Source organism: Burkholderia theae (assembly GCF_048565265.1).
Lineage (GTDB): Bacteria > Pseudomonadota > Gammaproteobacteria > Burkholderiales > Burkholderiaceae > Burkholderia > Burkholderia theae.
This window is the reverse complement of record NZ_CP183461.1, coordinates 1656571-1682739: the sequence shown is the minus strand read 5'-3', so window position 1 is coordinate 1682739 and position 26169 is coordinate 1656571. Positions and strand designations below refer to the sequence as shown.

General features: G+C 65.1%; 20 protein-coding genes and 1 pseudogene. 9 read left to right on the top strand and 12 right to left on the bottom strand.

What is annotated here, in order from left to right; all coding sequences use genetic code 11:
- Positions 1 to 66 precede the first annotated feature (66 nt).
- Together ACN22W_RS07775 and typA are read right to left on the bottom strand one after the other, a co-directional pair.
- On the bottom strand, positions 67 to 2931 hold the full coding sequence (locus ACN22W_RS07775; RefSeq protein ID WP_129514405.1) for a 2-oxoglutarate dehydrogenase E1 component: 2865 nt from the start codon (positions 2929 to 2931) through the stop codon (positions 67 to 69).
- 319 nt (positions 2932 to 3250) lie between these two features.
- The gene (typA, locus tag ACN22W_RS07770; RefSeq protein ID WP_048244023.1) at positions 3251 to 5077 is read right to left on the bottom strand and encodes a translational GTPase TypA; all 1827 of its coding nucleotides are present in this window, start codon (positions 5075 to 5077) and stop codon (positions 3251 to 3253) included.
- 326 nt (positions 5078 to 5403) lie between these two features.
- Between typA and ACN22W_RS07765 the strand changes: the two genes are divergently transcribed.
- From ACN22W_RS07765 to ACN22W_RS07750, 4 genes are all read left to right on the top strand, one after another.
- The gene (locus ACN22W_RS07765) at positions 5404 to 5895 is read left to right on the top strand and encodes a MarR family winged helix-turn-helix transcriptional regulator (protein ID WP_129514403.1); all 492 of its coding nucleotides are present in this window, start codon (positions 5404 to 5406) and stop codon (positions 5893 to 5895) included.
- Positions 5896 to 5982: 87 nt separating this feature from the next.
- Positions 5983 to 7479 (top strand): efflux transporter outer membrane subunit, encoded by a 1497-nt coding sequence (locus ACN22W_RS07760; RefSeq protein WP_129514402.1) that lies wholly within the window; start codon positions 5983 to 5985, stop codon positions 7477 to 7479.
- 52 nt (positions 7480 to 7531) lie between these two features.
- Positions 7532 to 8749, top strand: coding sequence for an HlyD family secretion protein (locus tag ACN22W_RS07755; protein ID WP_419687140.1), 1218 nt, complete (start codon positions 7532 to 7534; stop codon positions 8747 to 8749).
- Positions 8750 to 8779: 30 nt separating this feature from the next.
- The gene (locus ACN22W_RS07750; RefSeq protein ID WP_129514400.1) at positions 8780 to 10339 is read left to right on the top strand and encodes a DHA2 family efflux MFS transporter permease subunit; all 1560 of its coding nucleotides are present in this window, start codon (positions 8780 to 8782) and stop codon (positions 10337 to 10339) included.
- Between the two features lie 83 nt (positions 10340 to 10422).
- Here ACN22W_RS07750 and truB read toward each other — a convergent pair whose 3' ends face one another.
- The 9 genes from truB to ACN22W_RS07705 form a co-directional block, all read right to left on the bottom strand.
- Complete coding sequence (gene truB / locus ACN22W_RS07745; RefSeq protein ID WP_129514399.1) at positions 10423 to 11355, bottom strand: tRNA pseudouridine(55) synthase TruB; 933 nt, start codon at positions 11353 to 11355, stop codon at positions 10423 to 10425.
- A 13-nt stretch (positions 11356 to 11368) separates the two neighbouring features.
- A complete protein-coding gene (rbfA, locus tag ACN22W_RS07740) occupies positions 11369 to 11767 on the bottom strand; it encodes a 30S ribosome-binding factor RbfA (RefSeq protein ID WP_048244035.1) in 399 nt (132 codons plus the stop codon).
- Positions 11768 to 11880: 113 nt separating this feature from the next.
- Positions 11881 to 14820: a translation initiation factor IF-2 gene (gene infB, locus ACN22W_RS07735; protein ID WP_129514397.1), complete on the bottom strand. Its 2940-nt coding sequence runs from the start codon at positions 14818 to 14820 to the stop codon at positions 11881 to 11883.
- A gap of 91 nt (positions 14821 to 14911) precedes the next feature.
- Positions 14912 to 16387 (bottom strand): transcription termination factor NusA, encoded by a 1476-nt coding sequence (nusA, locus tag ACN22W_RS07730; RefSeq protein WP_048244039.1) that lies wholly within the window; start codon positions 16385 to 16387, stop codon positions 14912 to 14914.
- Positions 16387 to 16845 carry a ribosome maturation factor RimP gene (gene rimP / locus ACN22W_RS07725; RefSeq protein ID WP_006752291.1) on the bottom strand — a complete coding sequence of 153 codons (459 nt, stop codon included), beginning with the start codon at positions 16843 to 16845 and terminating at the stop codon, positions 16387 to 16389. Before rimP ends, nusA begins: the two co-directional genes overlap by 1 nt.
- A 456-nt stretch (positions 16846 to 17301) precedes the next feature.
- Positions 17302 to 19050: a 23S rRNA pseudouridine(2605) synthase RluB gene (rluB, locus tag ACN22W_RS07720; RefSeq protein ID WP_419687138.1), complete on the bottom strand. Its 1749-nt coding sequence runs from the start codon at positions 19048 to 19050 to the stop codon at positions 17302 to 17304.
- Positions 19051 to 19110: 60 nt separating this feature from the next.
- On the bottom strand, positions 19111 to 20157 hold the full coding sequence (gene scpB / locus ACN22W_RS07715; protein WP_419687136.1) for an SMC-Scp complex subunit ScpB: 1047 nt from the start codon (positions 20155 to 20157) through the stop codon (positions 19111 to 19113).
- Positions 20158 to 20429: 272 nt separating this feature from the next.
- Positions 20430 to 21632: a pyridoxal phosphate-dependent aminotransferase gene (locus ACN22W_RS07710; protein ID WP_419687134.1), complete on the bottom strand. Its 1203-nt coding sequence runs from the start codon at positions 21630 to 21632 to the stop codon at positions 20430 to 20432.
- Between the two features lie 75 nt (positions 21633 to 21707).
- Positions 21708 to 22610, bottom strand: coding sequence for a LysR family transcriptional regulator (locus tag ACN22W_RS07705; protein WP_047900515.1), 903 nt, complete (start codon positions 22608 to 22610; stop codon positions 21708 to 21710).
- A 431-nt stretch (positions 22611 to 23041) separates the two neighbouring features.
- Between ACN22W_RS07705 and ACN22W_RS07700 the strand changes: the two are divergent.
- Both ACN22W_RS07700 and ACN22W_RS07695 read left to right on the top strand, forming a co-directional pair.
- Positions 23042 to 23437, top strand: a pseudogene (locus tag ACN22W_RS07700) (transposase); the annotation flags it as partial.
- A 201-nt stretch (positions 23438 to 23638) separates the two neighbouring features.
- The gene (locus ACN22W_RS07695) at positions 23639 to 23890 is read left to right on the top strand and encodes a hypothetical protein (protein WP_419687132.1); all 252 of its coding nucleotides are present in this window, start codon (positions 23639 to 23641) and stop codon (positions 23888 to 23890) included.
- A 194-nt stretch (positions 23891 to 24084) separates the two neighbouring features.
- Here the strand turns inward: ACN22W_RS07695 and ACN22W_RS07690 are convergent, their stop codons facing one another.
- Complete coding sequence (locus tag ACN22W_RS07690) at positions 24085 to 24402, bottom strand: hypothetical protein (RefSeq protein ID WP_006495354.1); 318 nt, start codon at positions 24400 to 24402, stop codon at positions 24085 to 24087.
- Between the two features lie 157 nt (positions 24403 to 24559).
- Here ACN22W_RS07690 and ACN22W_RS07685 point away from each other — a divergent pair, with 157 nt between their 5' ends.
- The 3 genes from ACN22W_RS07685 (at position 24560) to ACN22W_RS07675 (ending at position 26169) form a co-directional block, all read left to right on the top strand.
- The gene (locus ACN22W_RS07685; RefSeq protein WP_419687129.1) at positions 24560 to 25276 is read left to right on the top strand and encodes a YdcF family protein; all 717 of its coding nucleotides are present in this window, start codon (positions 24560 to 24562) and stop codon (positions 25274 to 25276) included.
- Between the two features lie 220 nt (positions 25277 to 25496).
- A complete protein-coding gene (locus ACN22W_RS07680; protein ID WP_011351789.1) occupies positions 25497 to 25775 on the top strand; it encodes a hypothetical protein in 279 nt (92 codons plus the stop codon).
- Positions 25776 to 25911: 136 nt separating this feature from the next.
- A complete protein-coding gene (locus ACN22W_RS07675) occupies positions 25912 to 26169 on the top strand; it encodes a hypothetical protein (protein WP_034184019.1) in 258 nt (85 codons plus the stop codon).

Sequence of the window (26169 nt, the reverse complement as noted above, 5' to 3'; positions counted from 1 at the left end):
CGACGCGCCCGGCGGGCCAAAAGAGACGGGAAAGCGCAGCGCGCCTTCCCGTTTCGCTTCCGTCGGTTATTTCGCGATCGATGCGCTCTTCAGGCGGCCGAAAGCACCTTCGATCAGGGCCTTCTGCTGCTCGTAGTGCTTCGCGTAGTAGCCAACCGCCGGCGAGGCCGAAGCCGGACGGCCGCTGTATGCCAGCTTCTGCCCGTCCTTCATGCCTTCCTTCAGATGGTGCTCGACGTAGAACCAGGGACCCTGGTTCTGCGGCTCGTCCTGCACCCAGACCACTTCAGTCGCGTTCTCGTACTTCTTCATTTCCGTTTCGAACTGCTTGTGCGCGAACGGATACAGCTGCTCGATACGGATGATCGCGACGTCGTTCGCCTTCGCTTCGCGGCGATGTGCGACGAGGTCGTAATACACGCGGCCCGAGCATGCCAGCACGCGCTTGACCTTCTTCGCGTCGATGCCGCCGTCGGTTTCGCCCAGCACCGGCTGGAACGAACCCTTCGCCAGTTCCGACAGGTCCGACACGGCTTCCTTGTGACGCAGCAGCGACTTCGGCGTTGCGACGATCAGCGGCTTGCGGAACAGGCGGATCATCTGGCGACGCAGCAGGTGGAAAATCTGCGCCGGCGTCGTCGGCTGAACGACCTGCATGTTGTGATCCGCGCACAGTTGCAGGAAACGCTCGATACGGGTCGACGAGTGCTCCGGACCCTGGCCTTCATAGCCGTGCGGCAGCAGCATCGTGAGACCCGACACGCGGCCCCACTTCACTTCGCCCGACGAGATGAACTGGTCGATCACGACCTGCGCGCCGTTGACGAAGTCGCCGAACTGCGCTTCCCACAGCACGAGCGTGTTCGGCTCGGCGGTCGAGTAACCGTATTCGAAGCCCAGCACCGCTTCTTCCGACAGCACCGAGTCGATCACCGTGAACTTCGCCTGGCCTTCGGCGATGTTCTGCAGCGGCACGTACGTGCCGTCGTTCCAGCGCTCGCGGTTCTGGTCGTGCAGCACCGCGTGACGGTGCGTGAACGTGCCGCGGCCCGAATCCTGGCCGGTCAGGCGGACCGAGTAGCCCGATGCAACGAGCGACGCGAACGCGAGGTGCTCGCCCATGCCCCAGTCGAGCGGCTGGTCGCCGCGCGCCATGTTGCGGCGGTCGTTGATCACGCGCTCGACGAGCGGGTGAACCTTGAAGTTCTCCGGAACCGTCGTGATGCGTTCGCCGAGGCGCTTCAGTTCGGCGAGCGGCACGGCCGTGTCGGCTGCATCCGTCCACTTGCGGTTCAGGAACGGCACCCAGTCGACCGCGTACTTGCTCTTGTAGTTCGACAGGACCGGGTCGACCGTGTGGTGACCGTCGTCCATCGCCTTGCGGTACGCCTTCACGAAGTTGTCGGCGTCTTCCGCGGTGATCACGCCCTGCTGCACGAGCTTCTCGGCGTACAGCGCACGGGTGCCCGGGTGCTGCGCGATCTTCTTGTACATCAGCGGCTGCGTGACGGCCGGCGTGTCCTGCTCGTTGTGACCCAGCTTGCGGAAGCAGACGATGTCGATCACGACATCCTTGTGGAACTGCATCCGGTAATCGATCGCGATCTGCGTCGCGAGGATCACGGCTTCCGGATCGTCGCCGTTCACGTGCAGCACCGGCGCCTCGATCATCTTGACCACGTCGGTACAGTACAGCGTCGAACGCGCATCGCGCGGGTCGGACGTCGTGAAGCCGATCTGGTTGTTGATGACGATGTGCAGCGTGCCGTGCGTGCCGTAACCGCGCGTCTGCGCGAGGTTCAGCGTTTCCATCACGACGCCCTGGCCCGCGAAGGCCGCATCGCCGTGGATCTGCACCGGCAGCACCTGCAGGCCGTCTTCGTCGCCGCGACGGTCCATCCGCGCCTTCGCGGAACCTTCGACCACCGGGTTCACGATTTCGAGGTGCGACGGGTTGAACGCGAGCGACAGGTGGACCGGGCCGCCTTCCGTCGACACGTCCGACGAGAAGCCCTTGTGGTACTTCACGTCGCCGGCCGGCAGGTCGTCGACGTGCTTGCCTTCGAATTCGGCGAACAGGTCGGCCGGCATCTTGCCCAGCGTGTTGACCAGCACGTTCAGGCGGCCGCGGTGGGCCATGCCGATGATGATTTCCTGCACGCCGCGCTTGCCCGCGTGCTGGACGACTTCGTCCATCGACGCGATGAAGCTTTCGCCGCCTTCGAGCGAGAAGCGCTTCTGGCCGACGTACTTGGTGTGCAGGTAGCGCTCGAGGCCTTCAGCGGCCGTCAGGCGATTCAGGATGTGCTTCTTCTCGTCCGTCGAGAAGTTCGGCGTCGCGCGGGTCGACTCCAGACGCTCCTGCCACCAGCGCTTCTGCTCCGGATCGCTGATGTACATGTACTCGGCGCCGATCGTGCCGCAGTACGTGTCGCGCAGACCCTTGACGATGTCGCGCAGCGAAGCCTGGTCGAAACCGAAATACAGGTTGCTCGCGCTGTACGTCTGGTCGAGGTCGCCTTCGGAGAAGTCGTAGAACGCGGGTTCGAGTTCGGGAATGGCGGGACGTTCGCGACGCTTCAGCGGATCCAGATTGGCCCATTGCGAACCAAGGAAGCGATAGGCGCTGATGAGGGACTGGACGTGGACTTGCTTGCGCGCCGCAGCCAGATTGGTGCCGCTTTCGCGCGGGATGAAGGCATTGGCCTTCGCTCGCTCGGCGAACGATTCGACGATCGGGAAATGCGCGACGTCATTGGCATTCGAACCGTCCGTTGCAGGCACATTCTGCAGCGCGTCGAAATACTCTCGCCAGTTCTCGGGCACTGACGCCGGATTATTGAGGTATGCATCGTACAGTTCTTCAACGTACGAAGCATTGCCGCCGAACAGATAGGAGTTCAGCTGAAACTGCTTCATTACATCTGACATTTTACGCTCACCTTTCTTCGAGCTTCTCGAGAAATAGCGGGTTACTCAACCTTCCGCGACACGGCCTGACCGTTTAGCGGATTGCGAATCAAGTCTTGCTTGGAAGGACCTAAAACTTGCGTGCGCGCAGCATATCACAGAACCGATACCAAAGTTCACGGCGAAATGTGCCTGAAAGCACCGCGTGGCGGGGTTTTGCCGGATTGCCACGCGCCCCGGTAACAGTGCTTTGCAGACAACCCGATTGCGCTCCGCGCAGATGCAAAAAAGGCTGCCCGGGGGCAGCCTTTTCCGTCATGCACGGGAACGGTCGAAACGCTTAGTCGACCGCGCCTTCGCGGCTCGCGCGGCGACGCTCGTGCTCCTTCAGGTGACGCTTGCGCAGACGGATCGACTGCGGCGTCACTTCGACCAGTTCGTCGTCGTCGATGAACTCGACCGCGTATTCCAGCGACATCTGGACCGGCGGCACGAGACGCACGGCTTCGTCGGTGCCCGACGCACGCACGTTGGTCAGCTGCTTGCCCTTGATCGGGTTCACGACGAGGTCGTTGTCGCGGCTGTGGATACCGATGATCATGCCCTCATACAGCGCATCGCCCGGCTTCACGAACATGCGGCCGCGATCCTGCAGCTTCCACAGCGCATATGCCACGGCGGCGCCGTCGTCCTGCGAGATCAGCACGCCGTTGCGGCGCTCGAAGACCGAGCCTTCCTTGACCGGTGCGTACGAGTCGAAGATGTGGCTCATCAGGCCCGTGCCGCGCGTGAGCGTCAGGAATTCGCTCTGGAAGCCGATCAGGCCGCGCGCCGAGATCTTGTATTCCAGACGCGTGCGGCCGCGGCCGTCCGACGCCATGTCGAGCATCTCGCCCTTGCGGCGGCCGAGTTCTTCCATCACGCCGCCCTGGTGCTCGTCCTCGACGTCGACCGTCAGCAGTTCGTACGGCTCGTGCTTCGCGCCGTCGATTTCCTGCATCACGACGCGCGGACGCGACACGGCCAGCTCGTAGCCTTCGCGACGCATGTTCTCGACGAGAATCGTCAGATGCAGTTCGCCACGCCCCGACACTTCGAACACCGTTTCGTCGCCCGTGTCCTTCACGCGCAGCGCGACGTTGTGGTTCAGTTCCTTCATCAGGCGGTCGCGGATCTGGCGGCTCGTCACGAACTTGCCTTCGCGGCCGGCGAGCGGCGACGAGTTGACGAGGAAGTTCATCGTCAGCGTCGGCTCGTCGACGGTGATCATCGGCAGCGCTTCCGGCGTATCCACCGCGCAGATCGTCGCGCCGATGCCGACGTCTTCAATGCCATTGATCAGCACGATATCGCCCGCTTCGGCCGACTCGACCTGCACGCGCTCGAGGCCCGTAAACGACAGCACCTGGTTGATCTTGCGGTTCAGCACGTCGCCTTCCGGGCCGAAGCGCATCACGACCGGCTGGCCCGGCTTGATGCGGCCGCGCGTGATGCGGCCGACGCCGATCCGGCCGACGTACGTCGAATAGTCGAGCGACGTGATCTGGAGCTGCAGCGGCGCTTCCGGATCGGCCGGGCGGACCGGCACGTGCTCGAGGACCGCCTCGAACAGCGGGCGCATGTCGCCCTCGCGCGCAGCCGGGTCGAGCGACGCATAGCCGTTCAGGCCCGATGCGTAGACGATCGGGAAGTCGAGCTGCTCTTCGGTTGCGCCAAGCTTGTCGAACAGGTCGAAGGTCTGGTTGATGACCCAGTCGATCCGCGCGCCCGGACGGTCGACCTTGTTGACGATGACGATCGGCTTCAGGCCGAGCGCGAGCGCCTTCTTCGTGACGAAGCGCGTCTGCGGCATCGGGCCCTCGACCGCGTCGACGAGCAGCAGCACCGAGTCGACCATCGACAGCACGCGCTCGACCTCGCCACCGAAGTCCGCGTGCCCCGGCGTGTCGACGATGTTGATGTGCGTGCCTTCGTATTCGACCGCGCAGTTCTTCGCGAGAATCGTGATCCCGCGCTCCTTTTCGATGTCGTTCGAGTCCATCACCCGCTCCGCAATCTGCTGGTTCTCGCGGAAGGTGCCGGACTGGCGGAGCAGTTGGTCGACGAGCGTAGTCTTGCCGTGGTCGACGTGGGCGATGATGGCGATATTGCGAAGGGCGCGGGTCATAGAAACCTGGAAATCGTTTGAACGCGCAAACGCGCCCGCTCGTTTTTCACGGGCGCGCGCATTGCAGTTTGGAAAGCATGAAATTATAGCACGTGGGCGTGTCGAGAGCTGGCGAGTACGTTGCAGCGCAACAAACCGGGCCTGCCCACCCTCCCCCGAACGTGCAAATCGACTGAAGGCGCCGCCGTCGGCAAGCCGAAAAACCTTATCGCAACAAGGGCTTCTGGCAACACAAAGCGCGCCCTTTGCCGTTCGATTAACATTTGCCGCGGCAAGCAATTGTACCTATAATACTGCCTAGTCAACTATTGCAGTTTCAGGGTTTTATGTCGGATTCCTCTACCCCATCGCCCGTTTCGCCGCTGTCTTCGTATCAGATGAACGACAGCGTCGGTTATCTGATGTCGCGCGTGAAGTCGGTGATGACCAACCTCGTCACGCAACGCACGCAGGAAGAGCTCGGCATCACGGGCACGCAGGCGAGCATGCTGTTCATGATCGCGGTCGGCAAGTGCTCGACGGCCGCCGAACTCGCGCGCGAATACGGGATCGACGCGAGCGCGGTCACGCGCCTGCTCGACCGGGTCGAGAAACGCGGCCTGCTGTCCCGCGTCCGCAGCATCGAGGATCGGCGCGTCGTGCGCCTCGAGCTGACCGACGAAGGCCGCGCGCTTGCCGAACGGCTGCCGCCCATTTTCCGCAGCGTGCTCGACCAGGTGCTGGACGGGTTCACGCCGGAAGAAGTCGGGTTCCTGAAGAGCATGCTGCGCCGCATTCTCAGCAACTATTGCGAGACGGCCGGCGGCAGCATCGCGTAATAGTTGCCATAACAATTACTTTTGACAGATTAATGTAAGGAAATCCTTGCAGTGTCCATCATTCATTCCGAGTCAGGGGTCAGCGCGATGAAAACCTCCCCGTTGTCCGTGCGCACCGGGTCGTGCCGCGCCGCCGTCGCCGCCGCGGTCGCCGCACTCGCGCTGGCGGGCTGCGCGAACTACATCGGCATCAAGAGCGACAAGCAGATCGCCCCCGCGTCGCAATTCGAATCCGCCCAGAGCCTGCCGGCCCAGGGCGGCCAGTGGCCGGCGCTCGACTGGGCCAGCCAGTTCGGCGATCCGCAATTGCCGAAGCTGATCGACGAGGCCCTTCAGGGCAGTCCGTCGATCGCGCAGGCGCAGGCACGCATCGCGAAGGCGTCGTCGTACATCGAATCGTCGCGTTCGAACCTGCTGCCGAAGGCCGAGGCCAGCTATTCGTGGACGCGCGAGCTGTATTCGTCGAACGCGCTGTTCCCGCCGCCGTACGGCGGCCAGTGGTACAGCGAGAACAACGTGCTCGCGAGCGCGTCGTGGGAACTCGACCTGTGGGGCAAGAACCGAGAACGCCTGCACACCGCCGTGTCGCAGGAAAAGGCCGCCGAAGCCGACATGCAGCAGGCACGCATCACGCTCGCGTCGTCGGTCGCACGCACTTATAACTCGCTCGCACAGCTCTATGCGCTGCGCGACATCGCGCAACGCGAGATCTCCAACCGCGAGACGGTCGGCAAGATCACCGACGGCCGCGTGTCGGCCGGCCTGGATACCAACGTCGAACGCCAGACGGCCCGCGGCAACATCGCGACGACCCAGGCTTCGCTGTCGGATCTCGACGGCCAGATCACGACGGTGCGCTATCAGCTCGCCGCGCTGCTCGGCAAGGGCCCCGATCGCGGGCTGCAGATCGCGGCGCCCGTGATGAACCCGAGCGGTGCAGTCGCGCTGCCCGGCAACCTGCCGGCCGACCTCGTCTCGCGCCGCCCCGACATCGTCGCCGCGCGCTGGCAGGTCGAGGCCGCGATGCACGACGTGAAGGAAGCGAAAGCCGAGTTCTACCCCGACGTGAACCTCGCGGCCGGCTTCGGCTTCGATGCGTTCGGCTGGGGCAAATTCCTGAACTTCGCGAGCCGCCAGGCGCAGTTCGGCCCGGCGATCCACCTGCCGATCTTCGACGCCGGTGCGCTGCGCGCCCAGCTCAAGGGTCGCTATGCGGACTTCGACCTGTCGGTGGCGAACTACAACCAGACGCTGATCAACGCGCTGAACGACGTCGCAACGCAAGTCGCGTCGATCCGCTCGGTCGATCGCCAGATGGGCGACGCGCAACGCGCGCTCGACGCGTCGACGCGCGCGTACGATCTCGCCGTGATCCGCTACAAGGCCGGCCTGTCGCCGCAACTTCAGGTGCTGACCGCGGACAGCAACCGCCTCGCATCGGAGCAGACGGTGACCAATCTGAAGATGCGCCGACGCGATATGCAGCTTGCGCTGATCAAGGCACTGGGCGGCGGGTTCGACGCGACCGGCACGCCGCTCGCCTCGCCCGACGCCGACAAGCCGACAAAACAGGCCGCCAACTGATCCGGCGCCACCACTACGCAGACACTCGAAATAACGGACGGAGAAAATCGCCATGAGCGACCCTCAACAAAACGCTGCCAGCGCACAGTCGCAGAACAACGGGAAGCGCAAACGGATGATGACGCTGCTCGTCGCGGTCATCGTGATCGCGGCCATCGCGTACGGCCTGTACTACTTCCTCGTCGCCCGCTTCCATGAAGGGACCGACGATGCCTACGTGAACGGCAACGTCGTGCAGATCACGCCGCAGGTCACCGGCACCGTGATCGCCGTGAAGGCCGACGATACGCAGACCGTCAAGGCCGGCGATCCGCTGGTCGTGCTCGACCCGGCCGATTCGCAGGTCGCGCTGCAGCAGGCGGAAGCCAACCTCGCGCAGACGGTGCGCCAGGTGCGCGGCCTGTTCGTCAACGACGACCAGTACCGCGCGCAGGTTGCGCTGCGCCAGTCCGACCTGTCGAAGGCCGACGACGATCTGCGCCGCCGCATGGCCGTTGCACAGACGGGCGCGGTGTCGCAGGAAGAAATCTCGCATGCGCGTGACGCCGTGAAGGCCGCGCAGGCGTCGCTCGACGCCGCGCAGCAGCAGCTCGCATCGAACCGCGCGCTGACCGCGAACACGACGGTCGCATCGCACCCGAACGTGCTCGCCGCGGCGTCGAAGGTTCGCGACGCCTACCTCGCGAACGCGCGTAACGTGCTGCCCGCGCCGGTCACCGGCTATGTCGCGAAGCGCTCGGTGCAGGTCGGCCAGCGCGTGTCCCCGGGCACGCCGCTGATGTCGGTGGTGCCGCTGAATGCCGTGTGGGTCGACGCGAACTTCAAGGAAGTCCAGCTCAAGCACATGCGCATCGGCCAGCCGGTCGAACTGACGGCCGACATCTACGGCTCGTCGGTCCCCTACCACGGCAAGGTCGTCGGCTTCTCGGCCGGCACCGGCTCGGCGTTCTCGCTGCTGCCGGCGCAGAATGCGACCGGCAACTGGATCAAGGTGGTGCAGCGCCTGCCGGTGCGTATCGAGCTCGACCCGAAGGATCTCGACAAGCATCCGCTGCGCATCGGCCTGTCGATGCAGGTCGACGTGGACATCAAGGACGAACGCGGCGACCAGCTCGTCAACGCGCCGAACACCGTCTACGAGACCAACGTGTTCGCGAAGTACGGCGACCAAGCCGACGCCGAAATCGCGCGCATCATCGCCGAGAACGCGGGCGGCAACGCAGCGGCCCCGGCCGCGGCGAAGTCGAACAGCGCCGCGAAGATGATGTAACCGCTCCGACTCCGGAAAAACTACCGACACATGGCACAGGCTCCTGTCTCCCACCCGCCCTTGCAGGGCGGGAAACTCGTGATCGGGACGATCGCGGTATCGCTCGCGGTGTTCATGAACGTGCTCGACACGTCCATCGCGAACGTCGCGATCCCGACCATCTCGGGCGACCTCGGCGTGTCGTCCGACCAGGGCACGTGGGTCATCACGTCGTTCGCGGTCGCGAACGCGATCTCCGTGCCGCTGACGGGCTGGCTGACCGACCGCTTCGGACAGGTTCGCCTGTTCCTCGCGTCGATCATCCTGTTCGTCATCTCGTCGTGGATGTGCGGGCTCGCACCGAGCCTGCCGTTCCTGCTCGCGTCGCGCGTCCTCCAGGGTGCGGTCGCGGGGCCGATGATTCCGCTGTCGCAATCGCTGCTGCTGTCGAGTTACCCACGCGCGAAAGCGCCGATGGCGCTCGCGCTGTGGTCGATGACGACACTGATCGCGCCGGTCGCGGGCCCGATCCTCGGCGGCTGGATCTCGGACAACTACTCGTGGCCGTGGATCTTCTACGTGAATATCCCCGTCGGCATCGCCGCCGCGCTCGCCACGTGGTCGATCTATCGCACGCGCGAATCGACGGTGCGCCGCGCGCCGATCGACGGCGTCGGCCTTGCGCTGCTCGTGCTGTGGGTCGGCTCGCTGCAGGTCATGCTCGACAAGGGCAAGGATCTGGACTGGTTCGCGTCGACGACGATCGTCGCGCTCGCGCTGATCGCGATCATCTCGTTCGCGTTCTTCGTGATCTGGGAACTGACCGCCGAGCACCCCGTCGTCGACCTGTCGCTGTTCCGCCGGCGCAACTTCACGGGCGGCACGATCGCGCTGGCGGTCGGTTACGGGCTCTACTTCGGCAACCTCGTGCTGCTGCCGCTGTGGCTGCAGACCCAGATCGGCTACACGGCAACCGACGCCGGTCTCGTGATGGCGCCGGTCGGGCTGTTCGCGATCCTGCTGTCGCCGCTGACCGGCAAGTTCCTGCCGCGCACCGACCCGCGCTACATCGCGACCGCCGCGTTTCTGATATTCGCGCTGTGCTTCTGGATGCGATCGGGGTACACGACGGGCGTCGACGAGTGGTCGCTCACGCTGCCGACGCTCGTGCAGGGTGTCGCGATGGCCGGCTTCTTCATTCCGCTCGTGTCGATCACGCTGTCCGGCCTCCCCGGTCATCGCATCCCGGCGGCGTCCGGTCTGTCGAACTTCGTGCGGATCATGTGCGGCGGTATCGGCACGTCGATCTTCCAGACTGCGTGGGATCATCGCAACAACTTCCACCACGCACAGCTGGTCGAGCAGGCCAACGTGTACAACCCGACGTTCAACCAGGCCGTCACGCAAATGGGCAGTCTCGGGCTGACGCAAGACCAGGCGCACGGCCTCATCAACAACCTGGCCACGCAGCAGGCCGCGCAGCTCGGCGTGAACGACCTGTTCTACATCTCGGCGGCGATCTTCGTGCTGCTGATTGCGCTGATCTGGATCACGAAGCCCGAACGCGCGGGCGGCGGCGATGCCGGCGCAGCGGCATCGGCGGCGCACTGAGCGTCACCGCGCACCAAACAAAAAAGCCCGGTCGAAATCGACCGGGCTTTTTTTTGCTCCGACGGCGCGCTCGCGCCGCCTGGTCATGCAGCCGTCACGACGAGCCGTTCCGGTGCGAGCACACCGTTCGCCTTGCGCGCCACGCCGAGCAGCCGCGTTGCGTCGTAGACGCGCACGCGCTCGCCCTCGGCCGCATCGATCTGCGCAAGTTCCGACAGCGGCAAACGCTGGCCGTGCAGGAACCGTTTCGCACCCGCGTCGTCGAGCCGAACCGACGGAAACGTGGACAGCAATGCATCGACCGGCTGGAGCCATGCATCGCGCGCCGATTCGTCGGCGTCCGACAGCGCATCGAGCGTCACCGCATGCTCGAGCGTCAGCGCACCGACACCCGTGCGACGCAGCATCGTCAGATGCGCACCGCAACCCAGCGCCTCGCCGATATCCTCCGCCAGCGTGCGCACATAGGTGCCCTTGCTGCAGGTCACGCGAAACGTCACGTCGGGCAGCTCGCAGGCGAGCAGGTCGAGCGCATGGATCGTCACGTTGCGCCCTTCGCGCTCGACGGTCTGGCCCGCGCGCGCATATTCGTACAGCGGCTTGCCATCGCGCTTGAGCGCCGAATACATCGGCGGCACCTGCACGATTCCGCCGGTAAAGCGCACGAGCGCCGCTTCCACCGCCGCGCGGTCGCATTCGACGGGCCGCGTGTCGATCACTTCACCTTCCGCATCGCCGGTGGTCGTGCGCAAGCCGAGACGCATCGTCGCTTCGTAGGTCTTGTCGGCGTCGAGCAAGTCCTGAGAGAACTTCGTCGCCTCGCCGAAGCACAGCGGCAACAGGCCCGAAGCCAGCGGATCGAGCGTGCCGGTATGACCGGCTTTCTTCGCGAGCAGCAGACGCTTCGCGCGAATCAGCGCATCGTTGCTCGACAGGCCGACCGGCTTGTCGAGCAGGAGGACGCCATCCAGCGCGCGCCGGGGGACGCGCGGACGTTGGGGTGCTGCAGTCGTCATAGGCCGGTCGCGCTCAATCGTCCTTGGTGGGTGCGTCGGCCTCGTCGTCGTCCTTCGCGCGCGTCGAGTTCGCTTCCTTGATCAGGCGCGACATTTCCACGGCCTTCTCGATCGTCTGGTCGTAGTGGAAATGCAGCGTCGGCACCGTATGGATGTGCAGGCGCTTGAACAGCAGGTTGTGCAAGTGACCCGATGCGTGGTTCAGCGCTTCCTGCGTCTTGGCCGGATCGCCGGTCAGCGCCGTGAAGTAGATCTTCGCGTGCGCGTAGTCCGGCGTGAGTTCCACGCTCTGGATGGTGACGATGCCAATGCGCGGGTCTTTGACCTCGCGCATGATGAGTTCGGACAGATCGCGCTGAATCTGATCGGCGATCTGAACGTTGCGATTGGGGGAAGTACGTTTCCTGGACATGATCGATCCCTGATTCGTTTATCAGGATAATACGGCCGCCTTTTGGCGGGCCGCCATGAAAAATGGGCGGGACAAGCCCAAGCCTGCCCCGCCCATGAGCCGATACGCGACGATTACAGCGTACGCGCGACTTCGGTCACTTCGAAGACTTCGAACTGGTCGCCTTCCACGATGTCGTTGAAGTTCTTCACCGACATGCCGCACTCGAAGCCTTGCTTGACTTCCTTCACGTCGTCCTTGAAGCGCTTCAGCGATTCGAGTTCGCCCGTGAAGATCACGACGTTGTTGCGCAGCACGCGAACCGACGACGAGCGCTTGACGATACCGTCCGTGACCATACAGCCTGCGACCGCGCCGATCTTCGGCACCTTGAACACCTGGCGCACCTCGACCGTACCGGTGATGATTTCGCGCTTCTCCGGTGCCAGCATGCCCGACATCGCCGCCTTCACCTCATCCACTGCGTCATAGATGATGTTGTAGTAGCGGATATCGACGCCATTGGCTTCCGCGAGCTTGCGCGCCTGCGCATCTGCACGCGTGTTGAAGCCGATGATGACTGCCTTCGATGCCGTTGCAAGGTTGACGTCGTTTTCGCTGATGCCACCCACCGCGCCGTGCACGATCTGCACGCGCACTTCGTCGGTCGACAGCTTGAGCAGCGACTGCACGAGTGCTTCCTGCGAACCCTGCACGTCGGCCTTGACGATAAGCGGCAGGTTCTGCACTTCGCCTTCGCCCATCTGCTCGAGCATGCTTTCCAGCTTCGCGGCCTGCTGCTTCGCGAGCTTCACGTCACGGAACTTGCCCTGACGGAACAGTGCGATTTCACGCGCCTTGCGCTCGTCCGGCAGCACGATCACTTCCTCGCCCGCCCCCGGCACTTCCGACAGACCCTGGATTTCGACCGGGATCGACGGGCCGGCTTCCTTCGTCGGCTTGCCGTTCTCGTCGAGCATCGCACGCACGCGGCCGTAGGCCGAGCCCGCGAGCACGATGTCGCCACGATTCAGCGTACCGGACTGCACGAGGATCGTCGCGACCGGGCCTTTACCCTTGTCGAGCTTCGCTTCGATCACGATACCCTTGGCCGGTGCTTCGACCGGTGCCTTCAGCTCCAGCACTTCGGCCTGCAGCAGCACGTTCTCGAGCAGATCGTCGATGCCCGCACCCGTCTTCGCCGACACCGGCACGAACGGCGAATCGCCGCCGTATTCTTCCGGCACGACGCCTTCCGTGACCAGTTCCTGCTTCACGCGATCCGGATTCGCTTCCGGCTTGTCGATCTTGTTGATCGCGACGACGATCGGCACGCCACCCGCCTTCGCGTGGGCAATTGCTTCCTTCGTCTGCGGCATCACGCCGTCGTCGGCCGCCACCACCAGCACGACGATGTCGGTCGCCTTCGCGCCGCGTGCACGCATTGCCGTGAACGCTTCGTGGCCCGGCGTATCGAGGAACGTGATGACGCCGCGCGGCGTGTCGACGTGATAAGCGCCGATGTGCTGCGTAATGCCGCCCGCTTCGCCCGCCGCAACCTTCGCGCGGCGAATGTGGTCGAGCAGCGAGGTCTTGCCGTGGTCGACGTGACCCATCACCGTGACGACCGGCGGACGCGGCAGTTGCTCCGCATCGGTGGTCGCTTCGCCTTCGACGAGCAGCGCTTCCGGATCGTCCAGCTTCGCGGCAACCGCGCGGTGACCCAGTTCCTCGACGACGATCATCGCCGTTTCCTGGTCCAGCACCTGGTTGATCGTGACCATCTGGCCCATCTTCATCATCACCTTGATGACTTCCGAGGCCTTGATCGACATCTTGTGCGCGAGATCGGCAACCGAAACGGTTTCCGGCACGTGCACTTCACGGACGATCGGTTCGGTCGGCGCCTGGAACGACGATGCGCTGTCCTGGTGACGACCGCGACCCTTCGGGCCGCCGCGCCAGCCGCGGTCGACGCCGCCGCTCGAATCGCCGCGCGTCTTGATGCCGCGACGCTTCGCCGCGTCGTCCTGCCAGCCGCCCTTGCCAGCGCCCGGCTTCTTGTTGCGATCGCCCGCGCCTGCCGGTGCCTGCGTCGTTGCCGGTGCTGCGCCGGCCGGCTTCTTCACCGCCGGACGCGCCTGCGCACCTTCCGGCTTCGCCGGCTTGTGCAGCGTGCCCTTCGCTTCGGCCGGCTTCGGCGGCTCGACCGGCTTCGGCGGCTCGACTGCCTTGACCACGGCCTTGCGCGGCGTGTTCATCATTTCACGGATCGCACGCGCTTCGGCCTCGGCGGCCGCACGGCGCTTGCTGATCTCTTCCTGCTCGGCGCGCGCCTTGTCCGCCGCCTCACGGGCAGCATCCTCGGCCTTCTTCGCCGCTTCGCGCTGCGCCGCACGTTCGGCAGCCGCACGCGCTTCGGCGGCCACGCGCGCTTCGTCCTGCGCGGACTGCGCACCCGGTGCTTCCTGCTCGGCCGCGGCGGCCTGCTGCTGCGCTGCCGCCTGCTGCTGTGCCGCAGCGGCTTCGGCCGCGGCACGCTTCGCCGCAGCTTCTTCCTCGGCGCGACGGCGCTCGGCTTCGGCCGCTTCCTCGCGGGCGCGGCGCTCGGCTTCCTCGCGCTCCAGACGTTCCTGGCGTTCGCGCAACTCCTGCGCCTGCTTCTCGAGCAGTTCGGCCTCGCGGCGCGCTTCTTCCTCGCGACGCTTCAGTTCCGCATCGTCGTCCGCTTCGGCGACCTGCGCCTGACCCTGTTCCGCACCCTCGCTCACGTCGTCGCGCTTGACGAACGTACGCTTCTTGCGGACCTCGACCTGAATGGTGCGAGCCTTGCCCGTCGCGTCAGATTGCTTGATCTCCGACGTATGCTTGCGGGTCAGCGTGATCTTGCGCTTATCGCCGTCGGTTGCGCCATGCGACTTGCGCAAATGATCGAGCAGACGCGCCTTGTCCGTCTCGGACAGCACATCGTCTTCACTCGCTTTCTGGACGCCCGCTGCCTGCAGCTGTTCGAGCAGCACACCAGCAGGCATTTTCAGTTCCGCGGCAAATTGGGCTACGTTGTTACTCGCCATTCATTCCTCTTAGTGCAAGGACCGATTCCTTGCTGTTAGCATCGGGTCAGGCCATACGGCCGCCATCAAATCAGTGCGCCATGGTCATTTCTCACTGGAACCAATGTTCACGTGCTTTCATGATCAACGCCTTAGCGGCATCCTCTTCCATCCCGGTCATGTCGACCAGTTCATCCACAGCCAGCTCGGCGAGATCGTCTCGCGTCTGCATGCCGTGTTCGGCCAGCTTCGCAAGCAACTCCGGCGTGATGCCGTCGAGGCTCTTGAGATCCAGCGCTGCGTTCTCGACCTTTTCTTCGTTCGCGATGGCCATCGTCAACAGCGCGTCGCGTGCGCGGTTGCGCAGTTCATGCACGGTGTCCTCGTCGAACGCTTCGATTTCGAGCATTTCGTTGAGCGGCACGTAAGCGATTTCTTCGAGGCTCGTGAAGCCTTCGTCGATCAGGATGTCGGCAACTTCTTCGTCGACGTCGAGACGCGCCATGAACAGCGCACGCAGCCGGTCGCGCTCTTCACCCTGCTTCAGGGCGGATTCGTCCGGCGTCATGATGTTGATCTGCCAGCCGGTCAGTTCGCCGGCAAGGCGAACGTTCTGACCGCTGCGGCCAATCGCGACAGCCAGCTCGTTCTCGTCGACGACCACGTCCATCGAGTGCTTTTCTTCATCGACGACGATCGACTGGACGGCTGCCGGCGCGAGCGCGCCGATCACGAACTGGGCGGGATCCTCCGACCATAGCACGATGTCGATGTTTTCGCCACCGAGCTCGTTGCGCACGGCCTGCACGCGGGAACCGCGGATGCCGACGCAGGTGCCGATCGGATCGATCCGCTTGTCGTATGCGATGACGCCGATCTTCGCGCGCACGCCCGGGTCACGGGCCGCCGCCTTGATTTCGAGCAGGCCCTGCTCGATTTCCGGCACTTCCATCTCGAACAGCTTCATCAGGAACTCGGGCGCCGTACGCGACAGCTCGATCTGCGGGCCGCGCGCGGTACGGTCGACCTTCGCGATGTACGCACGCACGCGGTCGCCCACGCGCAGGTTTTCCTTCGGGATCAGCTGATCGCGACGCAGCAGCGCCTCGACACGGCCCGATTCGACGATGAAGTTGCCCTTGTCGAGGCGCTTCACCGTACCCGTCATGATCTTTTCGCCGCGCTCGAGGTAGTCGTTCAGGATCTGCTCGCGCTCGGCGTCGCGCACCTTCTGCAGGATCACCTGCTTCGCGGCCTGCGCGCCGATGCGGCCGAACTCGATCGACGGCACGGGTTCCTCGACATATTCGCCGACTTCGACGTCGGGCTTCTGCTCACGTGCTTCGAACAGCAGGATCTCGCGATCCGGCTCCTGCAAGCCTGCCTCGTCGGGCACGACGAGCCAGCGACGGAAGGTTTCGTGCTCGCCGCTTTCGCGATCGATATGGACGCGGATTTCGGCGCCTTCGTCGAACAGCTTCTTGGACGCGGACGCGAGCGCAGCCTCGAGGGCGCCCAGCACCACATCCTTTTCGACGTTTTTCTCGCGCGCCAGCGCATCCACCAGCATCAACACTTCGCGACTCATTATTTGCGGCTCCTAAAGTCAACTTGCGGAATCAGGCGGGCTTTATCGATATCGGCCAGCGTGAAATCCAGCATGGCCGCCTCGCCCTTCTTCCCTTCAAATTCCAAACCGATCGTTTCGCCATTCGGCGCGTGCAGAATGCCCCGGTACGTCTTGCGCCCGTCCAGCGGCTTTTTCAAGGTCACGGAAACTTCGCTGCCAGCGAAGCGCTCGAAGTCGGCCAGCTTCTTCAACGGGCGGTCGAGTCCCGGGGACGAGACTTCGAGCCGTTCGTAATCGATGTTTTCGACCGTCAAGACGTGCTGGAGCTGACGCGTGACCTTTTCGCAATCTTCGAGCGAGATGCCGGCAAGCTGATCGATATAGATGCAAAGCATGCCGCGCCCGGTGCGCTCGAGATCCACCAGCTCGTAGCCGAGCCCGGTGACCGTGGTTTCTATCAGTTCCGTCAGTTGCACAGTGTCCTCTCAGGTGTTCGCGCCCGCCGCTCGCGATTACACCCGCGGGCGCGCGCCTTAGCCGGCGCAGGAAGCGCTACCCGAGATGCCTAACCGTTTCAGCAAAAAAAAATGGGCGGAACGCCCATCTTCTTACTGGTGGTCGCACCTGAGCCGCACATTGAATCCGTACGCCCAGCGACTCCGCGATTATAGCGATTTTTGGCGCAAACGCCAAGCCAGCCGGTAAAAGCAGCGCGTCGCCTGCCTTTACGGACCGAAAATGCGAAATCGGACTGCCCGATCGACCGGCGCCATCCTGCCGCGCCGGAAATCGGCCATGCCGGCGGCCATCCAGCAGCACGCGGCATATATACAGTCGAAAGCAATCAACGCAATGCGTCGTGCCGACAAAACCGGACGGATGCCGATCGTGCCGGCACGCCGGCGGCCTTGCGCCGCCGCGTGCCCGAACGCTCAGCGGCTGCGCGTGCGGGTGCGTTGCGGACGCTGGCCGCCACGCGGGCCGCCGCTGTTGCCGCCGCCTTCGGGGCGATTGCCGTTCGGATTGCGATTGCCGCCCTTGGGACCACCGCGCTTGGGGCCCGCGCTCTCGCGCTTGGGGCCTGCGCCGTATGACGCGCGGTTGCCATCGACATCACGGCCGCCGCCAGCGCGGTTCCCATCTCGGCCGCCGCCGCCCGAGCGGTTGCCATCGCGGGCGCCGCCAGCACGGTTGCCATAGCCCGACGGCGCAACCGGCAGGCTGCCGTAGCCGCTCAGGCCCGGCAGGCCCGGCCCGCCGCGCCGACCGCCGCCACGACGCGGCTGGTCGAGCTGGCCGTGCGTCGTCAACACCGGCTCACGGCTGATGAACCCCATCGACGTCTCCATCGGATCCGGCTGGCGACGCTCGGCCGGACCGGCACCGCCGCGCTTGCCCTTCTCCTCGGACGGCGCCTTCAGGCCGACGGTCGCCATCAGCTTGCGCACCTGCGCATCGTCGAGCTCCTCCCAGCGGCCGCGCTTCAGGCCGCGCGGCAGCGGGATCGGGCCGTGACGCGTACGGATCAGCCGGCTCACCATCAGGCCGGCCGCCTCGAACATCCGGCGCACTTCGCGGTTGCGGCCTTCGGCCAGCGCGACGTGATACCAGTGATTCGTACCTTCGCCACCGCCGTCGCGGATACGCAGGAAGTTGGCCGGACCGTCATCCAGCTCGACGCCGTGCAGCAGCTTTTGCCGGTTGCCTTCAGTGAGCTCGCCGACAACCCGCACCGCGTACTCGCGCTCCACGCTGTAGCGCGGATGCATGAAGCGGTTCGCGAGGTCACCCGAAGTCGTCAGCATCAGCAGACCTTCGGTATTGAAGTCGAGGCGGCCCACCGCCAGCCATTTCGCCGTCTTCATCGGCGGCAGACGGTCAAACACCGACGGACGGCCTTCCGGATCCGCATGGCTGACGATCTCGCCCGTGGGCTTGTGATACAGCAGCACGCGCGGCGGCTTGTTCGGCAGCTTGCGCTTGACCGGCTTGCCGTTGATCCGCACCTGGTCGGTCGGCATGATGCGCTGACCGATGTGCGCGGGCTCGCCGTTCACCGATACGCGGCCGGCGACGATCAGTTCTTCCATTTCGCGGCGCGAGCCCATGCCCGCTTCCGCCAGCACCTTGTGAAGCTTCGGCGCGTCGTCGTCCGGCGACAGCACGCGCTTGTTGGCCGGCTGGCTGCGGCCGCGACGCAGCATCGGCGCACGCACGCCGCTGCCGCCCGCGGAATTGTCCGCGTCGAATGCCGGCGACGTCACGTAGGCGAACAGTTCGTCCTGGGACGCATCGCCTTCCGCCTTCACCGGGCCACCTTCAGCCTTCGGCGCACCACCGCGTCGACCCTGGCCGCCCTTGGCCGCGCCTTCGCGCTTGCCCGCGGCCGGCTTGCGACCGCCCTTGGCTGCACCTTCCTTGCGCGGCGCACGCGCCGGCTGCGCTTCGGCGGCTTCTGCCGGCTGCGCGTCCTCGCCCTCAACGCCCTGCGACTCGCCTTCGGCGCCCTTCGACTTGGCCGCCGCGCGACGGCGCGCGATCAGGCTGCGCGGGCCTCGCCGCAGACCGCGGCGGGGACGGTCGTCGCCACCCGCGGCCGAAGCGTCCTGCTCCGGTGCATCGTCGGCACGCGCTGCCTGCACGGCAGGCGCGGACGATTCAATATCGTGGATATCTGTCAAAACAACCTCAAAATGTCAGGTCTCGCGCCCGGCGCGGGCGCGGCAAGAAGTTGGCCGCGTTCAGGCGCGACGCTGTTCGGGTTCTGCTTCGTCGTCCGGCAGCGCGTCGGCGCCGATGGGCGCACTGGCGCTTCGTACGGCATCCGCGAGACTGTCGGACGTGTCGTCCAGCATCTCGCAGTCCGCGGGACGGGAACGGGACGCGTCGGCCTGAACAGCCTCGCCGGGCATGTCGCCGGCCGCTTCCGCTCCGTCTCCGGCAGCCGTTTCGGCGGCCGGCTTGCGATCTTCCTCGCTCCAATCCGCGCGCAGCGGCTCGGGCTGCGCACCGGTCGGCGCTGCTTCGGCACCAACCTGTTCCGCTTGTTCCATTTGTTCCGTTTGCCCGCGATCAGCATCGAGCGTATCGCGACTCGGGATTTCCTGCGTCGTCGCGACGTCCGTCACGCCATCGCCCGGCAATTCGGCCGATCGGCCGGCGGACACCTCTTCCGCCTGCGCTTGCGGCACGTCGTCCGTTGCGTCGTCGGCAGCCGGCACGTCACCCTCGAAGTCGATTGCCTGCTGCGCAAGCAGCGCGGCCTCGATGTTCGCGGCCGGCTCTTCGAGCGCGGGCAGGTCGTCGAGCGCCTTCAGGCCGAGATCGTCGAGGAACTGCTTGGTCGTCGCGTACAACGCCGGGCGTCCCGGCACGTCACGATGACCGATCACCTCGATCCAGCCGCGATCCTCGAGCTGCTTGACCACCTGCGTATTGACCGTCACGCCGCGAATCTCTTCGATGTCGCCGCGCGTGACAGGCTGCCGGTACGCGATGATCGCGAGCGTTTCGAGCACCGCGCGCGAATATTTCGGCGGCTTCTCGGGATGCAGGCGATCCAGATAGTGACGCATCGCCGGCTTGCTCTGAAAGCGCCAGCCGGTCGCCAGCGCCACCAGTTCGACCCCGCGGCCGGACCAATCCTGTTTCAGATCTTCGAGCAACGTGCGGACCGTGTCAGCCGACACGCCGTCGGCAAAGAGCTTGCGCAAATCGCCGAGCTTCAGCGGTTCCTGCGCGCAGATCAAAGCAGTCTCGAGGACGATCTTCGCCTCTTGGGTATTCATGCAGCTAGGCCAGACCCTGTGGTCAAACGAACCGGATCAACAAACAGACGAAATGAACGGAAGACGCGCTCGCCCGATTCTGATCGGTCATATTGATGGGAGCACGAACCGGGGGCGGCGAACCAACTTCAGGCCAGGCCCAAACCGGACGGAACAGCACGGCTCAACGACGGAACCGCGTGACTGAGCGCCATATTACGCAAAATTGCCCGGTGCGTAAAGATAGACCGAGCGGGCCACCGCCAGTGCGCCGCATCCGCTCCGGCCCTGCTTCAGCGGGCAGCCGCGCCGCGCGTGAGGAACCGGCGCAGCCGCTCGACGCCCGCGTCGAGTCGTGCCGGATCACACGCGTAGCACCAGCGCACGAAGCCTTCCCCCTCCTGGCCGAATGCACGCCCGGGCGCAAGACCGAGCCCCGCTTCGCGCACCAGCGTCTTGCAGAACGCGAGACTGTCGGCCGCGCCCGGCAGACGCAGGAACACGTACATCGCGCCCGGCGGAGGCGGTACCTCGACACCCGGCAGCGTCCGCAGCGCGGCGACCAGGTGATCGCGGGCATCGCGCAGCGCCGAGACGAACGACTGCACGAACGCCTCGCCGTCGCGCAGCGCGACCTCGCCCGCGGCCTGCACGAAACCCGGTGCACACGACGTGTTGTATTCGACGAGCTTCGACAGATCGCCCATCACCGATGCCGGCGCAATCAGCCAGCCCAGCCGCCAGCCCGTCATCGCCCACGCCTTCGAGAACGAATTCACGACAACGACCCGCTCGTCGCGCGTAGCGATATCGAGAAACGACGGTGCGCCGCCCGCGCCAAACGCGAGCCGTTCGTACACCTCGTCGGCGACCAGCCAGATACCGTGACGGCGGCAATGGGCGAGCACGGCCTGCTGATCGTCGCGCGACATCGTCCAGCCGGTCGGATTGTTCGGCGAGTTGATCAGCAGCATCCGTGTATCGGGCGTCAGCGCCGCGAGCAGCCGCCCGACATCGAGCTGCCAACCCGCGTCGCCGTAGTCGAGCGGCACGCATTCGACCTGCGCGCCGAGGATCTTCGGGATCTCGACGAGATTGGGCCAGAGCGGCGTCACCGCGACCACACGTTCGCCCGGCCCGACCAGCATCTGCGCGGCCAGCATCAGCGCGCTGACGCCCGAACTGGTCACGGCCACCGTGTCGGCCGCCGTCGCACCATGCCGCGCGCTGACATAGGCAGCGATCGCGTCGCGCAGCGGCGCAGTGCCGAGATTGTGCGTGTAGAAGGTCACGCCGTCGCGCAGCGCCGCCGCTGCGGCGTCACGGATGAAGTCCGGCGTCACGCGATCGGATTCGCCGAACCAGAACGGCAGCATGTCCGGCACGCCGAAGCCGGCGTTCGCCACCTCGCGAATCAGCGACGGACGCAGCGCGTGCACCGCGGCACGTGCCGCCGGCTCGCCGGTCACCGGAAAGGAATCTGCAGGATGCGTCATCGAGAACCATCGCCCAGGAACACGATCCGCGTAGTGTACCGGCCTGTGAGCCGGGCCGGCGCACGCCGGGGCACGTCAGTCGAGATCTTCCGCCCTCGCCGGCATCTGCCGCACGAGCTCCCAGATCGCCTGCGCCGCGGGCGACAATGACCGGTCGCGGCGGCGCACCAGCTCGACGGTGCGCTCGGTGCGCGGCGTGAGCGGCCGCGCGACGAGTGTCGAGCCGGCCGGCAGCGGCAGCGACAGCCACGGCTGCACGCTCACGCCCACCCCGGCCTCGACGAGCCCGAACACGGTCGCCGAATGCCCGAGCTCCTGCATGACCGTCGCATTGACGTGATGGGCGGCCAGCGCGGCATCGATCAGCGGCCGGCTTCCCGACGCATGATCGAGGAGCACGAGGCGCTCGCCGTCCAGCGCCGTCCACGGCACCTCGGCACGCGCCGCGAGCGGATGGTCGGCACGCGCGACGAGGCAGAACGAATCGGTCATCAGCGGCTCGCAGACGAGATCGGCAACCGTGAGCGGCCCGATCACGACGCCGAAATCGACCTCGCTCGACTTCACCTTGCGCAACACATCGCTCTGCACGTCGTCGCGCAGGCCCAGCGTCACGAACGGGAACTGGCGCTCGCACGATGCAACCACGCGCGGCATCAGCCTGCATGCGATCGTCGGGCTCGCCGCGACGATCACGCGCCCGCGGCGCTGCTCGCCGATCTCGCGAATCTCGCGCAGCGTGTCGTCGAGATCGTCGATCAGGCGCGACACGCTCGCGATCAGGTTCGCGCCGACGTCGGTCAATTGCACGTCGCGCGTCGTGCGGTCGATCAGCTTCAGCCCGAGCTCGGCCTCGAGCTCACGCACGCAGCGGCTGACCGCGGACTGCGTGAGCCCGATCTCGTCGCCCGCGCGACTGAAGCTCTTGAGCCGCGCTACCTCGATGAATACGCGAAGCTGGCGCAGCGTGACGTTCATCTCCTGACCTCATCAATCGTCGATATCAATGCGCGATTTTAATGCGTGAATCCGGTGCCGATGTACGAATCCGGCACCTGCCGCACATGTTTCGCTGCGGTGCAATATCTACGCAAACGCACGTGGTGCGGGCGAACTGCACAAGATTGGTGATTGTCCCGATTTGCTGGCGGGTTATTTTGGCGTCTTATACGCCCCTAGCTGACTTAGCCGTTAGCTCGCTGCCAAGCGGCTCTCGAGGGATTCACCTCCGACATGGCACGCTTCGTGCATTACCTGGCGCACAGGGCGCAGGTTTCGTCGGACGGAAGAGCAGAAACGCCGCTGCCGGCCAACCGGACGCCCCCACCCGGCACTCGACGATCGAGTGCTTGAAGAGTGCGCGGCGCAGGGCAGCGCACCGGAGTTAGCTTCGCTGAGGTGAGGACATGATGCTGTTCGACGATTTGAGAGATAACGAGTGGGCGCTGGTCGAAGGTCTGTTTTGCTCGGAACCCGCACGGAGTGAGCGACGCGGCCGTCCCCGCGTGGAAGCCCGCTCGGTGGTAAACGCCGTGCTGTGGGTGCTGTCGACGGGCGAAGGCTGGTCCAAGCTGCCGGGACGCTATCCGTCGCCGCCGACCTGCCGCCGTCGCTTCGACGAATGGCAGGCGGACGGCACGCTCGCCGAAATCGTGAAGCGACTCGGCACGAGCGGCCGGCAGATCTCGCTGCGCGGGCGCATCGGCGCAAGCGCCGCGAAGCCGCCCGCACCGCCGAGCCGCGACCGGCTGCGCGGCGCCTTCTGGACCAACCCGGAATCCTGGCGCGCGCCCGTCAAGATGGCGTAACGAATGCTCGATCGGGCGGCTTCGGCCGCCCGGTTTCTTTCCGCGACGCGATCTTTTCGCGACGCCTGCATTGCCGTCGATTACCGTTGTCGTGCCGCGATACATCTATTTACCATTATTTACAGCAAGCCTGCACTCCCACGCTTACCTTAGCGATATATCAACAGGCCGCGTCGACGGCTTGAAGGGAGCCCCGCCATGAAAACAATGTCACTGCTCGTCGCATTCGGCATTGTCATTTCGCTGGCGCTGACCGCTCCAGTTCACGCCGATGATCGCGTGAAACCGCCCCATCACCAGCAGGATCACCGGAATACCGTCCGCCAGCCGCCGTCCGCTGCGCAGTCGGGCCGGCAGACCGTGCCGCGCGGCGACCTGCGCGGCGACATTGCCAGCAACGCGCGTGCGCGCATCAGCTCGCAGCCGTCCGACATGCCGCGTCATCCGTAGAACTGCGAACTTCAGGATTTCATCAAAGAAAATGCCCGCTTTCGGGAACTGCGCCGCATGCGACGAGTCACATCGTTGCCATGAGCACAGCGTGGCAGCAGCAAAAGTATCCGGTACGCCCGTATCCTCGCGATACGGGCTTTTTTTTGACGTCGCCGGCGTGCGCGGCGACGCCCGAGCAGGATGGTGCGCCGCTACAGGCGGCTTTCGAGAATCGCCACGGCGCTCGCTTCGCTCAATGCGTAGTCGTCCATACGGCGATCGGTCCAGGAAAGTAATTTCTCGTCGCGTTCGAGGCGCGAAAATTCGGCTCGACCGCTATCGGTCAGCACCGCGATGTCGACCGGTGCGTGGAAACCCGGCGCAGGGGCAACGGTCTTCTGCCTGACCGTGTCCATCAGCCCGAGCGACCGGAGATATTCGAACACGCCCGGGCGGCGTGCCCACGGAACCTGGCGGTACTGCACTCGTCTCAATGCGTCGAGCACCGCTTCGTTGGAATACGTGGCCATCTCGATTCTTTCTTAAAGTGCAGCGACAATGCGAAGCGGCGCGCCGGGCGGGGTCTCCGCCCGCCGATACCGCCACCGGTTCTGGGGGCCGACGTTCGGCGTCGCATCAGGGCCGGATCATCAGCCGTCCATAAAAAGACACCATACCCCAATCAAATTGATTCTGTTCGATTCATTTGTACTTCTCTTCATCTGTTTCATGCTCTGCCGCAAGCGGCGGCGAACCATCGCGATCGCCACCGTTGCGCTGTTCTGGCTGCTCGCGACAGGCTGGCTCGCGGCACCGCTGATCGCCTGGACCGAGGCGGGCGTCACGCCGGTCGAACACCCTGACATGCACGGGCGAACCACGCTGATTCTCATCGGCGCCGGAACGCGTCATACCGACACCGGGCTGCGGCCGCCACCCGACGGAGTCGCGCGCATCCACAAGGCTGCGGCGCTCTATCGCATGTGCCGGCAGCAGGCCGAGCGTTGCACCGTGGTGATGTCGGGCGGCGACCCGCAGCACCACGGCGAAACCGAGGCAGCCGTATACGGCCGCCAACTCGTGGCGGAAGGCGTCGCCCCCGCCGACCTCGTTCTCGAACCGAACAGCCGCACGACCTACGAAAATGCGAAATTCACTGCGTCTATACTACGCCCACAGTATGACGACGCACGCATTCTCGTCACGTCGTCGTACCAGATGCGCCGCGCCTTGCTCGATTTCCGCCGTTTCGGCCTCGATCCGCAGCCTGTTTATGCGAATCTCCGGCGCGCGCAAACGGGCTGGCTGCCGCGCTGGCGCAATTTGGCCAACGCCGAGCAAGCGCTGCACGAACTGGTCGGCATCGCGCAATTCCACGTCTATCGATGGCTCGGATGGTTCTGATGACTGCACGGTAACGGCAGCGGAAATGGCGCGCCAATCAGGATGGCAAGCGCGTGACGAAATTCACAAACTGTTGCGCGACTTCAACGGGGCCTTGCGTTGCGCCTCGATCCGATGCACATTGATCCGTCACTTTTGTTACACTCGACACGCACTCGATTGCAGTCGCCAGACAAAACGGCAACACTCGGGTTCATCACCACTTAGCGGAGGTAAAGCAATGAAGAAGACGTCCCTGGCTATCCTGGTAGCGATGTCGGCGCTGACTGGCGCAGCGTATGCGCAAGAGAGCACGGAAATCAAGACCATTACCGATCCGGCCAAGATCTCCGAGATCGAGCAGCGCGCGCAAGCCCTGCAACAGCAGCAAGCGGCCGAGGCCGCTCAGCCGGCGATGCAAGAAGAGCATCACCACGGCAAGAAGGCTGCTCACCACAAGGCAGCGGCGAAGAAGGCCGGCAAGAAGGCCGCCAAGGCCGCAGACGCTGCCAGCCAGTAAGTTCGGCGGCACCGCACAAGTAAAAAGCCGAATCCGGGCAACCGGGTTCGGCTTTTTTGGTTGCGGTGCCCGTGCGCTGTGCTAAAGTCGCGCACCGAAATTTTCCACCCGTGCGCACCCCGGTGCGGAGGACAGCATGAGCAACATTCAACTCGACATCGAGTGGACCGAAGCCGCCACTCGCCAGATCAAGCAACTGATGCCCCGCGGCTCGGCCGACGCGTTTCTCGCGCTGCCGCCGATCGAGTGCCTGCCGATGGAGGGCGACGTGCTTTTCCTCGGCCCGCAGGGCAAGCAGCAACCGTTCATCGTTGCCGAGCGCCAGTATCACCACGATGGCGACGCCGACTGGACGATCATCCTGATCCTCGACGTACCCGGCACGTCGCACTGA